The 17,537-nt window shown below is 42.5% G+C and carries 20 protein-coding genes; 6 read left to right on the top strand and 14 right to left on the bottom strand.

The window, feature by feature from the left end; translation table 11 throughout:
• The 6 genes from F9K33_10065 to F9K33_10040 all read left to right on the top strand — a co-directional run.
• Window positions 1-1,214: efflux RND transporter permease subunit (locus F9K33_10065; GenBank protein KAB2879304.1), on the top strand; the 1,214-nt coding region annotated here is incomplete at its 5' end.
• 21 nt (window positions 1,215-1,235) lie between these two features.
• On the top strand, window positions 1,236-1,541 hold the full coding sequence (locus F9K33_10060) for a hypothetical protein (GenBank protein ID KAB2879303.1): 306 nt from the start codon (window positions 1,236-1,238) through the stop codon (window positions 1,539-1,541).
• Between the two features lie 43 nt (window positions 1,542-1,584).
• On the top strand, window positions 1,585-1,794 hold the full coding sequence (locus F9K33_10055) for a DUF2892 domain-containing protein (protein ID KAB2879302.1): 210 nt from the start codon (window positions 1,585-1,587) through the stop codon (window positions 1,792-1,794).
• A 112-nt stretch (window positions 1,795-1,906) separates the two neighbouring features.
• A complete protein-coding gene (locus F9K33_10050) occupies window positions 1,907-2,497 on the top strand; it encodes a DUF3365 domain-containing protein (GenBank protein ID KAB2879301.1) in 591 nt (196 codons plus the stop codon).
• Between the two features lie 24 nt (window positions 2,498-2,521).
• A complete protein-coding gene (locus F9K33_10045) occupies window positions 2,522-2,839 on the top strand; it encodes a rhodanese-like domain-containing protein (protein ID KAB2879300.1) in 318 nt (105 codons plus the stop codon).
• A 146-nt stretch (window positions 2,840-2,985) separates the two neighbouring features.
• A complete protein-coding gene (locus tag F9K33_10040) occupies window positions 2,986-3,270 on the top strand; it encodes a rhodanese-like domain-containing protein (GenBank protein ID KAB2879306.1) in 285 nt (94 codons plus the stop codon).
• A gap of 21 nt (window positions 3,271-3,291) precedes the next feature.
• Here the strand turns inward: F9K33_10040 and F9K33_10035 are convergent, their stop codons facing one another.
• From F9K33_10035 to nosZ, 14 genes are all read right to left on the bottom strand, one after another.
• On the bottom strand, window positions 3,292-3,699 hold the full coding sequence (locus F9K33_10035; GenBank protein KAB2879299.1) for a hypothetical protein: 408 nt from the start codon (window positions 3,697-3,699) through the stop codon (window positions 3,292-3,294).
• A gap of 11 nt (window positions 3,700-3,710) precedes the next feature.
• A complete protein-coding gene (locus F9K33_10030) occupies window positions 3,711-4,163 on the bottom strand; it encodes a hypothetical protein (protein KAB2879298.1) in 453 nt (150 codons plus the stop codon).
• Between the two features lie 38 nt (window positions 4,164-4,201).
• Window positions 4,202-4,705, bottom strand: coding sequence for a CopD family protein (locus F9K33_10025; protein KAB2879297.1), 504 nt, complete (start codon window positions 4,703-4,705; stop codon window positions 4,202-4,204).
• 41 nt (window positions 4,706-4,746) lie between these two features.
• Window positions 4,747-6,963, bottom strand: coding sequence for a TonB-dependent receptor (locus F9K33_10020; GenBank protein KAB2879296.1), 2,217 nt, complete (start codon window positions 6,961-6,963; stop codon window positions 4,747-4,749).
• Between the two features lie 51 nt (window positions 6,964-7,014).
• Window positions 7,015-7,824 carry a FixH family protein gene (locus tag F9K33_10015; GenBank protein KAB2879295.1) on the bottom strand — a complete coding sequence of 270 codons (810 nt, stop codon included), beginning with the start codon at window positions 7,822-7,824 and terminating at the stop codon, window positions 7,015-7,017.
• 492 nt (window positions 7,825-8,316) lie between these two features.
• On the bottom strand, window positions 8,317-9,048 hold the full coding sequence (locus tag F9K33_10010) for an ABC transporter permease subunit (protein KAB2879305.1): 732 nt from the start codon (window positions 9,046-9,048) through the stop codon (window positions 8,317-8,319).
• Between the two features lie 35 nt (window positions 9,049-9,083).
• Complete coding sequence (locus tag F9K33_10005) at window positions 9,084-9,815, bottom strand: ABC transporter ATP-binding protein (protein KAB2879294.1); 732 nt, start codon at window positions 9,813-9,815, stop codon at window positions 9,084-9,086.
• On the bottom strand, window positions 9,812-11,056 hold the full coding sequence (gene nosD, locus F9K33_10000) for a nitrous oxide reductase family maturation protein NosD (GenBank protein KAB2879293.1): 1,245 nt from the start codon (window positions 11,054-11,056) through the stop codon (window positions 9,812-9,814). The genes F9K33_10005 and nosD overlap by 4 nt, the downstream gene beginning before the upstream one ends.
• The gene (locus F9K33_09995; GenBank protein KAB2879292.1) at window positions 11,053-12,432 is read right to left on the bottom strand and encodes a tryptophanase; all 1,380 of its coding nucleotides are present in this window, start codon (window positions 12,430-12,432) and stop codon (window positions 11,053-11,055) included. Before F9K33_09995 ends, nosD begins: the two co-directional genes overlap by 4 nt.
• A 45-nt stretch (window positions 12,433-12,477) precedes the next feature.
• Window positions 12,478-13,254 carry a YwiC-like family protein gene (locus F9K33_09990; GenBank protein KAB2879291.1) on the bottom strand — a complete coding sequence of 259 codons (777 nt, stop codon included), beginning with the start codon at window positions 13,252-13,254 and terminating at the stop codon, window positions 12,478-12,480.
• Window positions 13,241-14,338, bottom strand: a complete 1,098-nt coding sequence (locus F9K33_09985; protein KAB2879290.1) for a heme A synthase — start codon at window positions 14,336-14,338, stop codon at window positions 13,241-13,243. Before F9K33_09985 ends, F9K33_09990 begins: the two co-directional genes overlap by 14 nt.
• A 95-nt stretch (window positions 14,339-14,433) precedes the next feature.
• A complete protein-coding gene (locus F9K33_09980; protein KAB2879289.1) occupies window positions 14,434-14,880 on the bottom strand; it encodes a nitrous oxide reductase in 447 nt (148 codons plus the stop codon).
• Window positions 14,864-15,472 carry a hypothetical protein gene (locus F9K33_09975; protein KAB2879288.1) on the bottom strand — a complete coding sequence of 203 codons (609 nt, stop codon included), beginning with the start codon at window positions 15,470-15,472 and terminating at the stop codon, window positions 14,864-14,866. Before F9K33_09975 ends, F9K33_09980 begins: the two co-directional genes overlap by 17 nt.
• A 66-nt stretch (window positions 15,473-15,538) precedes the next feature.
• Window positions 15,539-17,500, bottom strand: a complete 1,962-nt coding sequence (nosZ, locus tag F9K33_09970; protein ID KAB2879287.1) for a Sec-dependent nitrous-oxide reductase — start codon at window positions 17,498-17,500, stop codon at window positions 15,539-15,541.
• Window positions 17,501-17,537 lie beyond the last annotated feature (37 nt).

The raw sequence follows: 17,537 nt of genomic DNA, 5'->3' as shown, positions 1-17,537 counted from the left end.
CTCCCGGCCCGCCCGTCCTTTCAACCATGGTTGCAGAAATATACGGCCCGGATTATCAACGGCAGATTGATATTGCAAAACAGATTCGTTCGATCTTTGAGGCCACAGAAAGCGTAGTCGACGTCGACTGGTTCGTAGAAGACGATCAGACTGAATACAAATTCGAGATCAACAAAGAAAAAGCCATGCTCTCCGGCGTCAATTCGCAGCAAATAGTTCAAGCGCTCGGCATCGGCTTGAACGGAATGAACGCAGCAACGCTTTATAAACCGAAGGAGCATGAACCGGTTGCTATTCAATTAAAACTGGCAGAGAAGGAGCGTTCAAGTGTACGTAACTTGAAAGACATTCAGATCCGTTCCATGAGCGGCGCGATGGTTCCCATTTCAGAACTCGTAACCGTTACGCAGAAACTTCAGGACAAGACCATTTACAGAAAAAATCAGCAGCGCGTGGTTTACGTAACAGCCGATGTTGCGGGTAAATTGGAAAGCCCGGTTTATGCAATTATGGATATGGAAAAACGTATTGCAAATTTAAAACTGCCTGAAGGCTATGCGATAGACCAACTATTTACCAAACAGCCTTTTATGGTGGAGCGCATCTCCATGAAGTGGGATGGAGAGTGGCACATAACTTTCGAAGTGTTCAGAGATCTTGGAGCGGCCTTCGCCGTCGTTTTGGCTATCATTTATCTGCTGATCATCGGTTGGTTTCAGTCATTTAAAGTTCCGCTGGTCATGATGGTTGCGATTCCGCTGTCATTGATCGGGATTTTGATCGGTCATTGGATCTTTGGCGCGTTTTTCACAGCTACGTCTATGATCGGTATGATCGCACTAGCCGGAATCATGGTTCGTAATTCGGTTTTACTTATCGATTTTATAGACATTCGCCTGGCCGAAGGTATTCCGCTGAAACACGCGATCATTGAATCCGGGGCAGTGCGTACAACGCCGATTCTATTAACTTCAGGCGCAGTGGTTATTGGCGCTTTTGTCATCTTATTCGATCCGATCTTTCAGGGGCTGGCTATCTCTTTGGTTGGAGGGTCCATTGCTTCAACCGCGTTGACACTGGTCATTGTTCCTTTGATCTATTACATGACGGAACGTAAAAAATACGAACTTACTTCTGCATCACCAGAAGAACTACAGCAAGATAATAACAAGGGTAACGGCAAGGCCGTTAAAACGGAATTAACTAATCATTAATTTTTTTAATAAAGGTGACTTATGAAACTAATTGTTGTCATGAGTATTGAAGAATACGCAGACCATTTACGGAAACTATTTATTACTCACAAGGTGCCGGTTTATAGTGAGGCACCAATTCAAGGATTCAAGCTACATCAGGAACAGCACGAACAGGATGATTGGTTTGTGCATCGCCATCTTACCATCTATTCTCACCTGATATTTGCATTTGTGGCTGCGGATAAGGCACAAGAACTATTGTCTGCTATTGAGAATTATTCAAAGGAAAATAAGTTACTCAATCCAATCCGCGCTTTTCAATTGGCCGTGGAGAACGCAGTATAAAACTGATTAAACATTAAAACTAAAGACTATGAAAGGACGCTTTATGTTAGAGAGAACCATCCGCGCAATAGCCGGAACATTTATTTTACTGAGCTTGGTTTTGGGGTATTATGTAAATGCCCAATGGTACTGGTTTACAGCGTTTGTGGGCCTCAATCTTCTTCAATCCTCGTTCACCAAATGGTGTCTGATGGAAGATATTTTGAATAAGCTCGTTTTTAAAAGAAAAAAAGCCGTCTCTGATTTACCATAGTAAGTCTATGGCATTTGGACATAAGATTTGTTACTATCATTAAATAGATATCATAGATGTAAAACATTTATTTTTCGGTTTTTATAATTTAATCTGTAATCAAGTTAATATCATGAGACATTTGGTTTTTTATTCCATTGCCGCAATGCTGGTACTTAACGGATGTACCACTCAAAACAATAAAAAACCTTTGACGGAAACAGAATCCCGGCAATATACTGAAAATGGAAAAAAGATCGTAAAGACTACTTTTGAGGTTTTATCGGGGCAACTGTCGCAGGCCTTAGCGCGCGGCGGCGTTTCTGAAGCTGTCACTTATTGCAATCTCCACGCCTATCCGCTGGTCGATTCGCTCTCAGACAAATATAATGTGCGAATAAAACGGGCTACCATTTGGACCAGAAACGTGGATAACAAAGCCGACAACGATGAGGAAATAGTTCTGAAAGAGTATGCCGAACTAAAAACCGCCGAAAAGCATCTCAAACCGGCCGTGCGCCGTAAGGCTAATGGCGACGTTGTCTTTTATATGCCGATTCAAATTACGACTCCGCTATGTTTAAATTGCCACGGCGACATTGGAACGGACATTACATCGGCCGATTATGATATAATTAAGAAACTATATCCCAACGATAATGCAGTTGGCCACTCTATGGAAGATCTGCGCGGAATCTGGAGCGTCACGTTTCTACAAAAATAGCTAATTAGAAAGGAATTCTTTGTTATGAGTCTTTTTGGACTATTCAGTTCGCAAACTATCCCGCAAGTGGATGCCGACCAATTGCGTTTACGCATTAAGAATGAAAAACCCGTTTTGCTCGACGTTCGGGAGGTGTTTGAACACAAATCACAGAATATTCCTGGTTCTACGTTAATACCGTTGGGCGAACTCCAACGCAGAGTGGCCGAACTTGAAAAGCATCGTACAAAAGAAATTGTGGTTTACTGCCGTAGCGGCAACAGAAGTATGAGCGCCTGCAAATTTCTACAAGCACAGGGATTTAATGTTGTCAATTTATCCGGAGGAATTCTTCGTTGGTAACATTAATACATTATTTCATACAAGGCGTATATCGCTATTACAAGAACGTTTTGGCGATATGCATTGGTTTTTTGATTTTTGCCGCCGTCAGCTGCGCCCAGCAACCAGCAGGATACAAATCCATCAATGCCGTGGAATTTGCAGAGATGCTTCAGAAAGATTCAGGAATTGTTTTGGATGTCCGGACACCCGGCGAATACAAAAGCGGCCATGTGGCTCAATCGGTCTCGATCGACATCATGCAGGCCGATTTTGAAGATAAGATAAGAGGGCTGGACAAGGAGAAAACATATTATATCTACTGCCGATCCGGAAATCGAAGTTCCAAAGCCTCGTCGATAATGACCAATCTCGGATTCACAAAAGTATATAATGTGAAAGACGGGATTGAGAATATTCTTAAGAGCGGCGTATCGGTTTCAAAAGATTGAGACTACCATTGTTGAGACTTTCTAATACTTACCAAATGCATAGACGCGCGGCCAGAGATTGAGGATAAAAAGTATCACAGCTGCTGTCTGACAAACGCGGCCAATCAATAGAATGTAGGAAATGGAAATAAACGGAGCGATAGAGCATATCCATATACCTGCATTGAGAAAAACAAAGGCCATAGCAGCCTTTCTTACGTCTCCCCGATCTGACGTGGTCTGAAGCCTTGGAAATATCCAAAACGCGACACCCATCGTCAACTGCAGAATAAAGCCAAGCAACAAAAACTCGATATGCATCTGTAACAGGCTCCACACAAAGGGAATTACATGTATGGCTTTGTTGAATAATATCAAAGCTCCAATCGTAAACCCAAGTCCCAAATAAGCCAGTGAACATTGTATCAACCACACGCTAAGAGTCGGCATAACTTACAACCTTATAAAACACGAATGACGTTTGTCGCTGGAATTTGTTTTCCTTTTACACGCTGCCAAATATGAATAACGTATAACATGCCGCCGATCCACTGCAATATAGCCGAAGCAATAAGGATCCATCGCCACTCACTTACGGGATCTAAAAAGACCAGGGGCTCACCTACCACTCGGCAAATTAATCCGACATTAATGCAGACAAATGAAATCCACCCGAGAATTTCAAGGCCTCGAGGATGATCCTTATTTACCGGCGGAAACATCCAAAATGAAACGCCCATGATGATCTGTGTGATCCAACCCACAAGAAACAAATGAAAGTATACCGGATTCATCGCGAAAATAAACTCCGGCAATATAATGACTGATGACAGCTGAATTAAAACGGCCAATAATAATGCGGCTGAAAAATTTACGAAGCCTGCTTTAATCCAATAACGTGTAAGTGGCGGCATATTACAAAATAATCCTTCCTTACTTTAACCAATACAATTTACCACGGTCGTCCGCGAACCAACATGACTGCGCAGATTAATATACAAAACCCCAATACCAGGTTAGCTCTAAGCAGAAACAATGATCTCTGGAATAATCGAATCGTTTCTTCAGTTTTGATATACAGTTTACCGGCAATCAGATTCCTTAATAAGTAGTCGTTTACAATAGCGCTGGTGAGAACCCAGGCAAAGAGCACTAATTTTACTAACAGAGTTTCTCCAAAATATCCAACCCAGAATTCCGAGCTGAAAAGATCATACCAGCTGTACCCGCGAACAAAGAGATTGTATAAGCCTGTAACAAATAGAAGAAAAAAACAAACCCAGCTTAACTTACGAAACGCTTGAATCATCGAATAGTTGTTAGACGAATCGCTTCTAAAATAATTTATCGACTTACTCTCATGCTGATATAGCAAAATAACCAGAACGGATCCTCCGAACCAAATGGCAGCAAAGAGAATATGAATAGTAACGGATATAAAATAAAGTATAAGCAAAATAATCGTTCCGATCAGATTAGAATTGTGGAAAGGATACGTTAATACGTAACTATAATTCCGGCATAAATATTTCTACCGCGCCCCGGAAGATTATTGACACTCAAATGTTCGTGATATAATTTATCAAAAATATTCTCAACTCCAAATTTCCATTCAAAATGGGAATTCCATTTTACTGAACCACGAATATTCAGTACCGCAAAACCATTTGTTTTGTCTTCAAGAGTGGTTTTGCTGGCAATGCGTTTCTGCGCGGCAGCCAAACGGGCATCTAAACCGAGCCATATTTTTTCTTTCTGATAAACTATGGCGGCCGATCCCTGAAGCGGAGCTATGAGGGGTAGCGGTTCATTTAGTTCGTCATTTTCACCATACAAATAACTCGCCGACGCTGCGATGCTCCATCTGGCGGACAGGTTTAATGTTCCGCTGCATTCAGCACCGGCTATCCTTGCTCTGTCCGTGTTTATGTAAGTTTTAAATTCACTGTCTGTCAGCACGCCAATCACATAATTGCTTGTGGTATTATAAAATACGCTTAATTGATACTGGCTGGCTGTATGTTGTGAATTCAAACGCCATTCAATTTGTCGGCTTTGTTCCGGTTTCAAATTCGGGTTTCCCATATAAAAATAACCATCCTGAATATTATAAAGATAAAAGCCGTAATTCTCGAGATGCGTCGGCATACGTTCACTTTGCGCTAATGCGATGGACATAGTATAAGCCGGACTGAAATGATATTCCATAACGGAACTAATAGCAGCGGTAAAATAAGTTTGATGCAATGGCGTGTCAATGGTTCCTTCAAGTAATCGCCTTCCCGTTTTGTTATGGACATTTCTATTTGAATAATCGGACCGTGCATTCAGTTTCCAGTAAAATCGCGTGCTTACTGCTCTATCGTAATTGACTGCAAGTGAAATATTATTAACGCCGACGCTTCCGAGATTTACCAGGTACATAGGCGAAACATTTTTAGTGATACTTTCCATGGCCATATCGGCAAATGCGTCGAGGTAGTAGTATTCGCCAATAATTCTTAACGTCTGTTTTTTGTCGACTATCAAAGCCTGTTCCGTAACGCCCACGGTAGTAGTTTGCCCAAACATCGGCATGTACATATCTTTCATAACACTTCGCGATATTACATCGCGATCATAATCATCCATCCAGTGTTCGATATGATTAGCGTATATCTTGCTTTCGATAAGCCGAATGCGTGAAGAAGTCCGTTCCCACCGGTGTTCGATACTGTAGATCTGCGACTTCGTTTTACGCGTATCCATAAGCATGGACGGATAACCAATATCCCACGCATTGTCACCTATAAACGATATATCCAGCTGGTGCTCGGCTTCGATTTTCTTTGAAAAATCGAGTTTGTAATTATTTTTTTCAAAGCCTGAACGAGAGACACGATTGTTTCGACCGGCATAATAATCACCGGCGCGTTTGTATGAGAAGGTTGCACGCATAGCGATATCATCACGGCTTACGTTAACCACCGACCTGACGCGTTTCAAGCGTGATACCGATTCATACCCAACCTCGTTTTCAGTAAATAAATTTTTGTCAAAATCAGGTTTTTCTGTGATCATATTAATCGTCCCGCCTATGTTTTGTGAAAAACGAAGATCAAATGCACCTTTGCTAATTTCTAGTTTTTTCAAATTTTCAACTTCCACATAAGCTGATACCGGATCCATATGATCGACGCAGGCGCTGAATATTTTCATGCCGTCAACGACCGCAGCTACCTGGCCGGAACTCATACCGCGGATAGAAGGCTCCGACGTAAAATTGGCCCGCTGGATAAGCGCTACTCCGTCTATTTTATTGCTCAAGTCGTCGATCGTATTCATATTCTGATCATAAAGAGATCGAAGATCCCTTACCGGCCCCCGATTCGCGATGACTACCTCCTCCGTCAGCACAATGGTCCGTGTGAAAAGTGATACCTCTATTTCGCTCGCTTGTATTTCCTGCGATCGAATCAACATACGCTTTTCCTGATAGCCCATGGCAGAGAAACGAATTTCATGCTCGCCTTGCGGCAGCGATAAAGTAAAACGCCCGTCTTTATCGCAGGTGCATCCTCGTTTTGTATTTAAAATACTAACATGTGCATATGAAATCGGCTCGTTTGTTACCGCATCCGTTACTACACCGCGACATTCTACACTTTGAATTTGAGCCTGGATTGAAATTGGAAGAATGAACACGATGATAAATGTAATTGTTAACTTTCTCATAAAGTAATTCCTATAATTAGAAAAAAGGGGCGGTGTATCCGCCCCCCGTTTCTATTCAACCGTAAGGCCATAATGTGTAGAAAGCATGGTCGTATCGTTAATAGCAGCATTTACATCCACCTGCCAATCTCCGGTCATTGTGAAATTAACTTTGCCAAGGTATCTTCCCATAACCGTATGTACCGGATTTACATTGTTTGAAGAACCATGGCCCATCGACGGCATGGTGGGCTCAATGCTAACCGACGCACTTGTGACAGGAGGAAAACTCATCATTGTTTGTTTTTTATAGAGACCTATTTCAAAGTCGTTTAAACCAACCTGTGGTTCTTTCATGTCAATGAGTGTCACTATATACTTATCAGCGCCTACGGTCAAAGCCTTTACATCAGTAGAGTTCTTTATCATGAGATCAAACACTGCGGAACCCTCTTTGTTATTATGATAATTGTGAAAGGTGACCGTCAATGTCCAATGACCCTCATCGTAGCTCGGCATGGTAAATACCAAGGCACCCTGGAAATATCCGTCTATGAGTTCCTCCGATGGCATTTCATAAGGACTTGAGTGCATCATGCCCATGTCCGTCATATCCATCATCGGCAGAAGCATAATATGGGCATCATCAACTTCGTGCCCATCATCAGTGGTCTTCATGCTGAAGTAGACTCTGTTGTAGCCAACCTGAAGCGAATCTTCGGCATACAAGCTGACGATCGTTTCTGCAGAATCAACGGTCACATCCGCAATTTTAAGCAATTGCAATTTAGTGGCTTGTTTATCATCAGAACAACCGGTTAAGAACATGAGACAAACCAAAATGGAAACAAAAAAGAACGGTAATCCGAACTTCGTAAACATGGAAAACTCCTGTCTTTGAATGTATTAAGCGCACCGCTCTTATTGGGGAGGCATATCCCCACCTTGAGCGGTGAGATGTAATTTTTGTTTGATTTTTAGGTATAAACGAGGAAATGGTCAGACATTCGGCGGGTGGAAAATCTCAAAAACATAGGGTGAATCGGTTTTAGTTGCAGTCTGTTGATATAACAGAGGAGTTACCTTTATTGAAAACAAATAACGAAACACGCTTACGAGGCCTTCAAATCGAAGGACTATCGGCTGATTCTTTTCATTAGGTACGCAATCATCAGAACTTAACACGCATTGATCGATGTCATACCGATGTATCTCTTCATCCTTACAGGTACATTCTAAGGCCTTACAACTGCAGTTCACATGCCTTCGGCATAACTCATCCTCTTGAAACGCTGAAGAAGGAACGAATTCCCAAATCATCACTGCCAGCAGCAGCCATGAAACGCAAGAATATAAAGATGATGTTTTCACAGATTAAAAATCTTTTCTATTAAATATCCGCTGCCCCGAAAAAAGCGGGATGCCAATCCACATCATTAAAAAAGATACCGAGATGATCATGCCGGTCCACCCTGCAAAAAATTTGTGAAAGACCGCGCCCGTATATCCCATTAAAGCAGAAATATCAAACTGTAACAACATCAATGTTCTTGCGATGTCAATCGGATTCAGAAGACTGACGCCGATCATTGCTTTTTCTAACGGGTAATCACCGAAGGTATAGATCAGAATCAAAACGATCCCGTCGTACATTATTGCAAAAAAGAACCACAGCAGAATGGAAAGTCCCAATCCTTTTAAGCGGTCCTCGTAACGAATGGAAATGGAAAAAGATAATGCGACAAATATAAAAGTAAGAAAAACTCCAGACAATATCAGCATTCCCATCATCCCAGCTTCCTGCGATGTATGAATGCCATACATCAAGCTTGGAATAATTACTCCAAGAGCGAATCCGGCCGACAACGGAATGGCTAACCCGCTGTATACGCCCCAAAATATTTTACCCCGCTCAATCGGCTGCGAGAGCAAAAGCTCTATAAATTCTCTGGAATGGTACAGGTACATCGTTCCGAAAACAATACTAACCAACGGGATAATGATCAGCACGATATTCATCAGGCTCAGAATCACTTTAGCCTGTGTACCACCGAACCGGAACAGACCTTCTGTCAGTAGTAAAAAAAATACGGCATATAATATCATCCATTTGCTTCGCAGGACATCCTGCAGTTCAAATTTTAATATTTTTGCGGTACCGTCCACGATACGTGCCCTTTCATGATTTGTGCGATCGATCTTTCCAATTTATCTTCACCCGTATTTATCCGGAGTTCCTCTGCGCTGCCCTCAAAACAGATCTTTCCATCAAGAAGAAATACGATTTTTTCTGAAAGCTCCTCCAACTCACTCATAATATGCGAAGTCAGAATGATTGTTTTACCGTTTTCCTTCTCTTTCATTATCTTATCCTTCAAAAAACTACTTGAGATGGGATCCAGACCCGCGGTAGGTTCATCCAGGATAAGAATGTCCGGATTAAACATGAATGCGATGTAAGCATTCACTTTCTGCCTCGTGCCCCCGGACAATGTTCTAACAGGCTTTTGATATTCTTTTTCAAGTTCGAAAAGGGTAAACAGTTCCTCGTCACAATCTGCCGGATTATGGCGCAAATCTTTTATCATACCGATCAGTTCGTCTAATTTCAAATTCTCGGGAAACCTCGCCGATTGAGGCATGTACCCAATATTTTTTTTGTAAGACGAACCGCCATTCAATTTTTCTTCTTTCACGAATAGTTCACCTTTGTCCGGCTTGACTAATCCAAGGATCGTTTTGATAATCGTTGATTTCCCAGAACCATTAGGGCCGATGATCGCAGTGACCGTGCCGGGACGTATTTCGAAATGTACGCCCTTGAGGACTTCCAATTTCTTAAAGCTCTTTTCTAAACCAACGATTCTTATCACAATATCCTCCGCATCATTGGTTTTGTATCCATCAAAGTTTCCGGCGTTAAAACAGGGATCATTTTTTCCGCCACATCCAGAATAGACACAAAAAAACTCCGGAGGAGGATTAGCGATGCCGGTTGCTGCTGAGTAATGAAAGAAAACAGCGAAACCGGTCGAAACGGAATATCCCCAACTCCGTTACGGTCCAGATCATACCCGGAATACGCGCTCCAGTAATTACCCTCAAAGGTGCTGAAATTGCTCCGGCTGTTTGTCGCGACGTCAAATGAATTACCGATAAAATTATTCTCTGAAAAAAGATTCCCATACGAATTGGCCATCAATTTAACTGCCCACCCGTTTCGAATAAAATCATTTTTTCGGATATTCAGTCGAATCGAACCTTCAATATACAATCCGGTACTGTTTCCAATAAACAAATTTTTTTCAATATCGCTGTCGGAAATATCTTTTAATAAGATACCATAAGAAGACGGACCCCAGTTGTACTCAAACGTATTCTCTACCATGGTCACGCTCTTAGTATACATCACGGCCACACCGGCGCTATTATCACGAAAAGTGTTTTTAGTATACATACAACTGTCTGAGAACATGAAATGCAGGCCGTAACGGAGGTTTTGCTCGCTGACATTTCCAATGATTCTGCCTTCTTTGACAAATTCAAAATAGATTCCGTCCCGATGGCCGGTGATCGTATTGTTTTTAATTGTGATTTTCCTGCATGACCATAAATGAATGCCGTTGCCGGAAGATGATTCCGTCGTACCCGCAGACCGGATATGATTATTCTCAATCAAGCAATCCGACGATTTAGCAAGATAAATTGCAAAGAAGTTCATCTTGAGCTCATTATTTCGAATAATACAGCGTTGAACGTCTTTCAATCGTATACCTGCATTTTCCTGCACATAACTAATCCCTGCGTTTTGGATTATCAACCCTTCGATAATGACGCCATGCGCTGTAATCGTAAATATTTCGCCTTTACCTTCTCCGTCAATAACAGGTTTTCCTATACCCAGGATAGTAACGGATTTGTCCACTGTAATAGTTCCCTCAGCGTAACGTCCCGCATGAACAATAATCCTGTCTCCATTTTGCGATAATATCAATGCCTGCTTAATCGAACGAATATCACCGTCAGGCTTGACAATCAGATCTTTGGTGTGAACTTTCGATCCTAGAGCACAAATGAACAGAAAAAAGGTTAAGAATGTAGAACAATTTTTCATTGCATTCTCTCAAAATGAGCGGTAAAATGGCGCAGAAATTTCGGTTCATGTGTGATTCGAATGCCGCGTACAGATTTTTTCGTGTCGATGATCTCCTGAAACACTTCCACAACATAATCAACATGGCTCTGCGTATAGACTCGCCGCGGAATGGCGAGGCGCACGAGTTCCATCGATGCGGGGACTAATTTTCCGTTATCATCGTATTTACCGAACATGACCGATCCGATTTCAACGCAGCGAATACCACCTTTAAGATAGAGTTCGCACACAAGAGCCTGCCCGGGATACTGATCCACCGGAATGTGCGGATACAATGCCTTAGAATCTACGTACACTGCATGCCCTCCAACGGGCAACATGATCGGAATGCCCATCTTACTTATCTTTTCACCTAAGTATTGAGTACTGCGGATGCGATATTTCAAATAATCTTCTTCGAATACTTCTTCTAACCCGACCGCAATAGCTTCCATGTCCCGCCCTGCGAGGCCCCCGTAGGTTGTAAACCCTTCGGTAATGATCAACAAATTAGTACAAGCATCGGAAATTTCATTATCCCGCAGAGCCAAGAAACCGCCGATATTAACGAGACCGTCTTTTTTTGCGCTCATTACGCATCCGTCGGCGAGAGAAAACATTTCCTGCGCTATTTCCCGGTAAGATTTATTCTCATATGCTTTTTCACGATGCCGAATGAAATAGGCGTTTTCAGCCACACGACAGGCGTCGATGATAAAAAGCACTCCATGTTTTTTGCAAATCTTACTGATCGCTTTTGCGTTTTCCATACTGACCGGCTGTCCGCCACCGGAATTATTCGTAACGGTGAGAATAACAGCGGCTACATTCTTTGTACCGTTCTGTTTGATCAATGCTTCCAATTTAACAACATCCAAATTACCCTTGAACGGATAATCCAATGAAGGGTTAAGCGCTTCTTCAACCGGACAGTCAATCGCCGTCGCGCCGCTGAATTCAATATTTGCGCGCGTGGTATCGAAATGAGTATTACTGAAAAACACTTTGCCCTTTCCGCCCAGGTAACCGTATAAAATTCGTTCAGCCGCACGCCCCTGATGCGTAGGTAAAATATGAGGATATCCGGTGAGATCTTTGACCACCTTTTCAAATTTCAGCCAACTTTTGGCGCCGGCATACGATTCATCGCCTGACATCATCGCCGACCACTGCCGCGAACTCATCGCAGAAGTTCCGCTGTCGGTCAGCAGATCAATCAACACCTGATCGGAATGGAGAAGAAATGGATTATAATGAGCCTTTTGTAAGAACCCTGTCCTCTCTTCTTCCGTCGTCATGTAAATAGGCTCAACCGTCTTGATCTTAAACGGTTCAATAATAACTTTGTGATGCATGAATGTATTTCCTTATTTTAAAGCCGTGCCGCCGCAACAACCCATTTAATGCGCTATCAGCAGCACGGTAACTAAAACAAAACAGTACCCGAATTCCATAAATCCAATCTTGGCTATCGGCAACCTTTTGTACCAATCGATCGCCAAAACCACGACCAACAATTTTGTAATTATAAGTAATAAGACGCTTATCACGGCAATTGAAATATCAATCAAAAAAACAGTCAGCAGTAGGCAAAATACTAAATAAGACAGTATCTCTTTGAATGATACTTTGTCAAATCGTGCCTTAACCAAAAAAACGCTCGAGCCGAAATAGCAAAACAATAAAACCCATAATTTTAGAAACTCTAATCCGGGTGCTTGATCAGGGTTGAATGCAATAAGCCCGGCCATAGCTATCGAAGCAAAGGCCAATAGTTCGGACAGAACATGTTTGTGTTCTCTTTTCAGGCTCAAATAAATATACACTACGCTAACCGCCGCCAAAACCGGAAAAATAAAACTAAACGTTACAGCACCTTTCAATAAATTATACCCTGATGCCGCAGCGAGGAATCCGTACAAGACGATCCACATTTTTTTTCGAATGGTTACGGCAAACTTTTTTTTCAGATATTCTTGAACTAATTCTCCGAGGTTTAAGCCGGCCAGCAAAAAGACGATCACGACTGCGTGAGTTCGGCTCAAAGATTCACTTAACAACGTGCCGATCAGCCAACTCGTGATCAACGAAATATATGCGCCGTGTTGGCGGGACCAGGTAGGAATCAGAAGGCTGGAGAACCTTATTTTATCATCTTCTATATTAAATTGATTCATTGTTTTCTAATGGGTCAAATTCATCTTGTCGTCCTAATTGAAAACGCACCCTCACTGCAATGCTAAATAATACCAGGGCGCCTGCCTGATGCGCCACGCCCCAAAAGACAGGCACGGAAAATAAAATGGTTACAATGCCTAACGTGAGTTGAACAATCACCATGATAACCAAAAGCCGGATATCCATTCTCAAACGTGACGATAATTCCAGTGCCCGTGTCTTAATCCAAAACACAAAAATAGATGCCAATACGACTAAAGCCATCGTTCTGTGGATAAATTGAATCATAACGCCATTTTCCAGAAAATTAATCCAAAGCGGCTCCATCATCCATGCGGCTTCCGGCAGCCAATCAACTCCCATTTTCGGATAGGTGTTGAACATGTACCCTGCTTTAAGTCCCGCAACCAAACCGCCCAGCATTGTTTGAAGAAGAATGAGTATTACAACAGCCGTCGAAAATTTCCGTACAAAAAAATTATTTACAAAAATGTTTTTTTCAAACTCGTTTTTAGTCAACCATTCTGTTGCATACCATAGAAGAAGTCCGCAAATAGAGAATGCGAGAAATAAATGTAAAGTTAGTCGATAATGGCTGACGTGCGGATTATCAATCAATCCGCTTTTTACCATATACCACCCTACAAAACCCTGGAAAGCGCCGATCAGGAAAACACCGGTCAACCGCCTGATCCAAGGAACATTTAATTTATTTTGAAAAATAAAAATCGTGAACGGAATAATAAAAACGAGCCCGATCAAGCGCCCCCATACCCGATGAATATACTCCCACCAGAAAATTCCTTTAAAATCTTCCACGGTCATCGTCTTATTCAGAATATTATATTCAGGAAATTGTTTGTATTTTTCAAATGCGCTGTTCCAATCGTTGTCGTTTAAAGGAGGAACAATACCCATTATGACATTCCATTCGACGATGGATAAACCGGACTGCGTAAGCCGCGTCGTGCCGCCAAGAATTAACATAATGAACACCATACTATAACCAACCAAAAGCCATGTTCCTATTTGGCGCCTGACCCGTTGATCGGAATGCGTTTTATATTCAAGCTTGTTTTCCATGCAATAATTTCTATTTCCGGCTCATTTAATTTCATTATCGAGGATCAGTCTGTATTCACAACTGAGAATATACGATAAAATACCATTCAGTAAAATCATTTCTTCGCGACCAAACTCATCACTTCCTGCCAGTCCAGTAGATTCCCTTCCATCTGTGATCTCATCGCTTCTGCTGTCTCGCGGTTGGCAAACGATGACAGAAACATACCCATCGGACTTGGAAGGTTTTTACTTTGCAAATAATAAGCGCCTTCTGCTTTGACCCACATTACTGGATTTGAAAAATCAATGGTCCACAAAGATTGCACATCAGTAAATTCAGTATGACGGTAATAAGACGCCATACATTCTATCGAGTCAAATTTAAATATTTTTCCTTTTTGTGTGATCAATTCAGCGCCAAATTTCTTGTCGCTGATCACCATCCGGCAATGCGCGCAATCGTCATGACCGTAATCGATCGCTTCCGGGTTATTTTGACATGATACGATTGACGTAATGAGAATTACGAAAACCAATAAGTTTCTATTCTTGTTCAACATGTTCCGGTTCCTTATTTTTTCTGGAATGACGGGCCTCTACGGTCATGATAAATACTCCCAACATGAACGAAATTCCCGCAACGATTGCGCCGATATGCGGCAAAGACGTCGTCTTCATATTCAATAACTGTTTTGTTCCAATCAACGGAGGCTGATACGTCATGCCTGGAACTTTGATCGCGGCATGCGGATCCAAGTTATGCCCGTAGTCGTATTCCCACATATAGAAGTCAAAGAGCCCTGCAGCCAGTACTAAAAAGAATATAATAACCCAGACATTAAGCAAAAACCTTTTCCCGGCAAGTGATACCATTAATCCCGTGAAAATCAGAAAGGCCACAATATAAGGCATGAGTTTTAATTCCGGAATATCCTCCGGCGTTATTATTTTCATTCCGATATAATGATTGAGACCGTTGATCGTATTAAGATCATTGGGCTTTTGACCGCTGATTTTGTTGATCCAGATGTGTAATCCAATGCCCTCGGGATATTGCGGCGCATCGAGGTCAATAATCCACATTGGGAAAAAATACAGGACAACCAAGAGCAGCGACGCTGCGGCAATGATAATTTTCGAATTTTTTGACATACTCAACTCCTAAGACTTAAAAAAAGAGGGAGACTTGCGTCTCCCTCATTCGGTTCCACCTGAAAATCAGTCCTTATTAAACGTAATAGGCACATTTGAATTCACGTCGGATACGCGGGCATAGCCCTGCATTTCCTGATGAAGCGCGGAGCAGAAGTCTGTGCAATAGAACGGATAAATACCCGCTTTCTTCGGTTCCCACTTCATCGTACATGTTTCACCCGGCATAATGAGCAATTCGGAATTTTGCGTTCCTTTGATAGCAAATCCGTGCGGAACGTCCCAATCCTGTTCGATGTTAGTTACGTGGAAATAAACCACATCGCCAACTTTAAATCCTTCGATATTATCCGGCGTAAAGTGCGAACGGGATGCAGTCATCCAAACGTGAACCTCTTTACCTGTTCGAACAACTTTCGCCTCTCTCGGGCCTTTGGTCACATATTTGTGCTCGTTTTTATTTATGTCAAAGAATTTCACTTCACGTTTTCTTACAAGATCCGCTGCAATACCCTGTGCGTAATGAGGTTCGCCGATCGTTGGAAAATCTGACAGCATTTTCATTTTTTCGCCGCTGATATCAAATAATTGAGCGGATTGCGTGAGTTCCGGACCCGTAGGCAGGTAACGATCTTTGGTGATCTTGTTCATCGCCAATAGATACTTGCCCCACGGTTTCTTGCTATCGCCGCCGGGAATCATTAGATGCCCGATGGAGTAATAGGTCGGAATACGATCCACTACTTCCCATGTACCGATTTTCCATTTTACCACTTCCGAAGTAATAAAATGTGAAGTATAACCAAATCCTTTATCGTCAAACTCGGTATGCAGTGGCCCGAGTCCGGACTCCTGAACTTCACCGGCTAATACGGCATCATATTTTAGTACTGGTATTCCTTCGCGGTCGCCGTCAAACGCCTTATCTTCGATCGCTTTAATCATCTTTGAAAATGAAAAGACCGGAACTATGCCGGCCAGCTTTCCGCCGGCTGCAATGTACTCACCCGTAGGATCTACATCCGCGCCGTGCGGAGATTTAGGACACGGCATCAGGTATAACATGTCGGGGCATTCTTTCGGGTCAAGCATTTTAACTTTGCTTAATTTCTCTACGACGGTGGTCTGAGTTTTCTCGTCCCATCGGTTGCGCTGATATTCGCTTATCCATTCCTTAAATTTACCCTGAGCAATATATTCCTCTGCTTTTTTCCAATTCACAGCCATAATAAAATCTTTATCGTTCTGGCTTGCATTGACTTCCAGTAGCGTGTGCGCCTGCTCTGTATTGTAGCACGAGAAAAAGAACCATCCATGGGAGGGGCCTTTGCCTGCATGGCTCAGATCAAAATTATAACCCGGCACGAGGATTTGAAAGGCAATATTCATATCGCCTTCTTTGGGATCCACTTTGACAAACGTGATCGTGCCTCTAAAATTCTCTTTATAGCTTGCAATGGGCACATCTTTATCCGGGATAGGAACGCTGAAACGCGTTGCCGAAACGACATATTCCGTATTAATGGTCGTGAACGGCGAAGCGTGACTTCCGCCGCTGTTCGGAATTTCAAGAATCTCATCCGTTCTGAAAGTGCCAAGATTAATGCGGGCAATGCGCGGAGTATTATTCGCATTAATGAACAGCCAGCGGCCGTCGGGCACGCCTTCCGTCATGGATAATTCAGGGTGATGGCTGTCATCCCATGGAATAAATCCGTGTATGCTGGATAACATCGGTTTTGTTTCTTCGGTGTAGCCCCATCCGTTCTCAGGGTTAACTGAGAATACGGGAATAACTTTTAACAGTCGTCCGCTTGGTAGTCCGTACACGGAAACTTGTCCGCTAAATCCGCCGGACAAAAAGGCGTAGAATTCATCATAACTACCGGGCGGGACGAACACTTTTGAAGCGGCATCATCCGTTCCCATAGTATCTTTCTTCGGAGAACATACAATGAACATTAATCCTCCGATTAGCAATGCAAGGGCAACGTAAGTCAGCTTACTGAGTTTAATTTTGCTCCACATCTTAATCTCCTTATTAAGTGAATGAGTTACTGGCAAT

It is taken from the genome of bacterium (genome assembly GCA_008933615.1).
GTDB lineage: Bacteria > CLD3 > CLD3 > SB21 > SB21 > SB21.
The sequence above is the reverse complement of the archived record's forward strand: the minus strand, read 5'-3'. Positions and strand labels throughout refer to the sequence as shown.

Excerpts from the sequence above, each read along its gene's own strand:
- F9K33_10060 (KAB2879303.1), top strand. The coding sequence starts at position 1,236 with ATGAAACTAATTGTTGTCATGAGTATTGAAGAATACGCAGACCATTTA.
- F9K33_10055 (KAB2879302.1), top strand. The coding sequence starts at position 1,585 with ATGTTAGAGAGAACCATCCGCGCAATAGCCGGAACATTTATTTTACTG.
- F9K33_10050 (KAB2879301.1), top strand. The coding sequence starts at position 1,907 with ATGAGACATTTGGTTTTTTATTCCATTGCCGCAATGCTGGTACTTAAC.
- F9K33_10045 (KAB2879300.1), top strand. The coding sequence starts at position 2,522 with ATGAGTCTTTTTGGACTATTCAGTTCGCAAACTATCCCGCAAGTGGAT.
- F9K33_10040 (KAB2879306.1), top strand. The coding sequence starts at position 2,986 with ATGCTTCAGAAAGATTCAGGAATTGTTTTGGATGTCCGGACACCCGGC.
- F9K33_10035 (KAB2879299.1), bottom strand. The coding sequence starts at position 3,699 with ATGCCGACTCTTAGCGTGTGGTTGATACAATGTTCACTGGCTTATTTG.
- F9K33_10030 (KAB2879298.1), bottom strand. The coding sequence starts at position 4,163 with ATGCCGCCACTTACACGTTATTGGATTAAAGCAGGCTTCGTAAATTTT.
- F9K33_10020 (KAB2879296.1), bottom strand. The coding sequence starts at position 6,963 with ATGAGAAAGTTAACAATTACATTTATCATCGTGTTCATTCTTCCAATT.
- F9K33_10015 (KAB2879295.1), bottom strand. The coding sequence starts at position 7,824 with ATGTTTACGAAGTTCGGATTACCGTTCTTTTTTGTTTCCATTTTGGTT.
- F9K33_10010 (KAB2879305.1), bottom strand. The coding sequence starts at position 9,048 with ATGATATTATATGCCGTATTTTTTTTACTACTGACAGAAGGTCTGTTC.
- nosD (KAB2879293.1), bottom strand. The coding sequence starts at position 11,056 with ATGAAAAATTGTTCTACATTCTTAACCTTTTTTCTGTTCATTTGTGCT.
- F9K33_09995 (KAB2879292.1), bottom strand. The coding sequence starts at position 12,432 with ATGCATCACAAAGTTATTATTGAACCGTTTAAGATCAAGACGGTTGAG.
- F9K33_09990 (KAB2879291.1), bottom strand. The coding sequence starts at position 13,254 with ATGAATCAATTTAATATAGAAGATGATAAAATAAGGTTCTCCAGCCTT.
- F9K33_09985 (KAB2879290.1), bottom strand. The coding sequence starts at position 14,338 with ATGGAAAACAAGCTTGAATATAAAACGCATTCCGATCAACGGGTCAGG.
- F9K33_09980 (KAB2879289.1), bottom strand. The coding sequence starts at position 14,880 with ATGTTGAACAAGAATAGAAACTTATTGGTTTTCGTAATTCTCATTACG.
- F9K33_09975 (KAB2879288.1), bottom strand. The coding sequence starts at position 15,472 with ATGTCAAAAAATTCGAAAATTATCATTGCCGCAGCGTCGCTGCTCTTG.
- nosZ (KAB2879287.1), bottom strand. The coding sequence starts at position 17,500 with ATGTGGAGCAAAATTAAACTCAGTAAGCTGACTTACGTTGCCCTTGCA.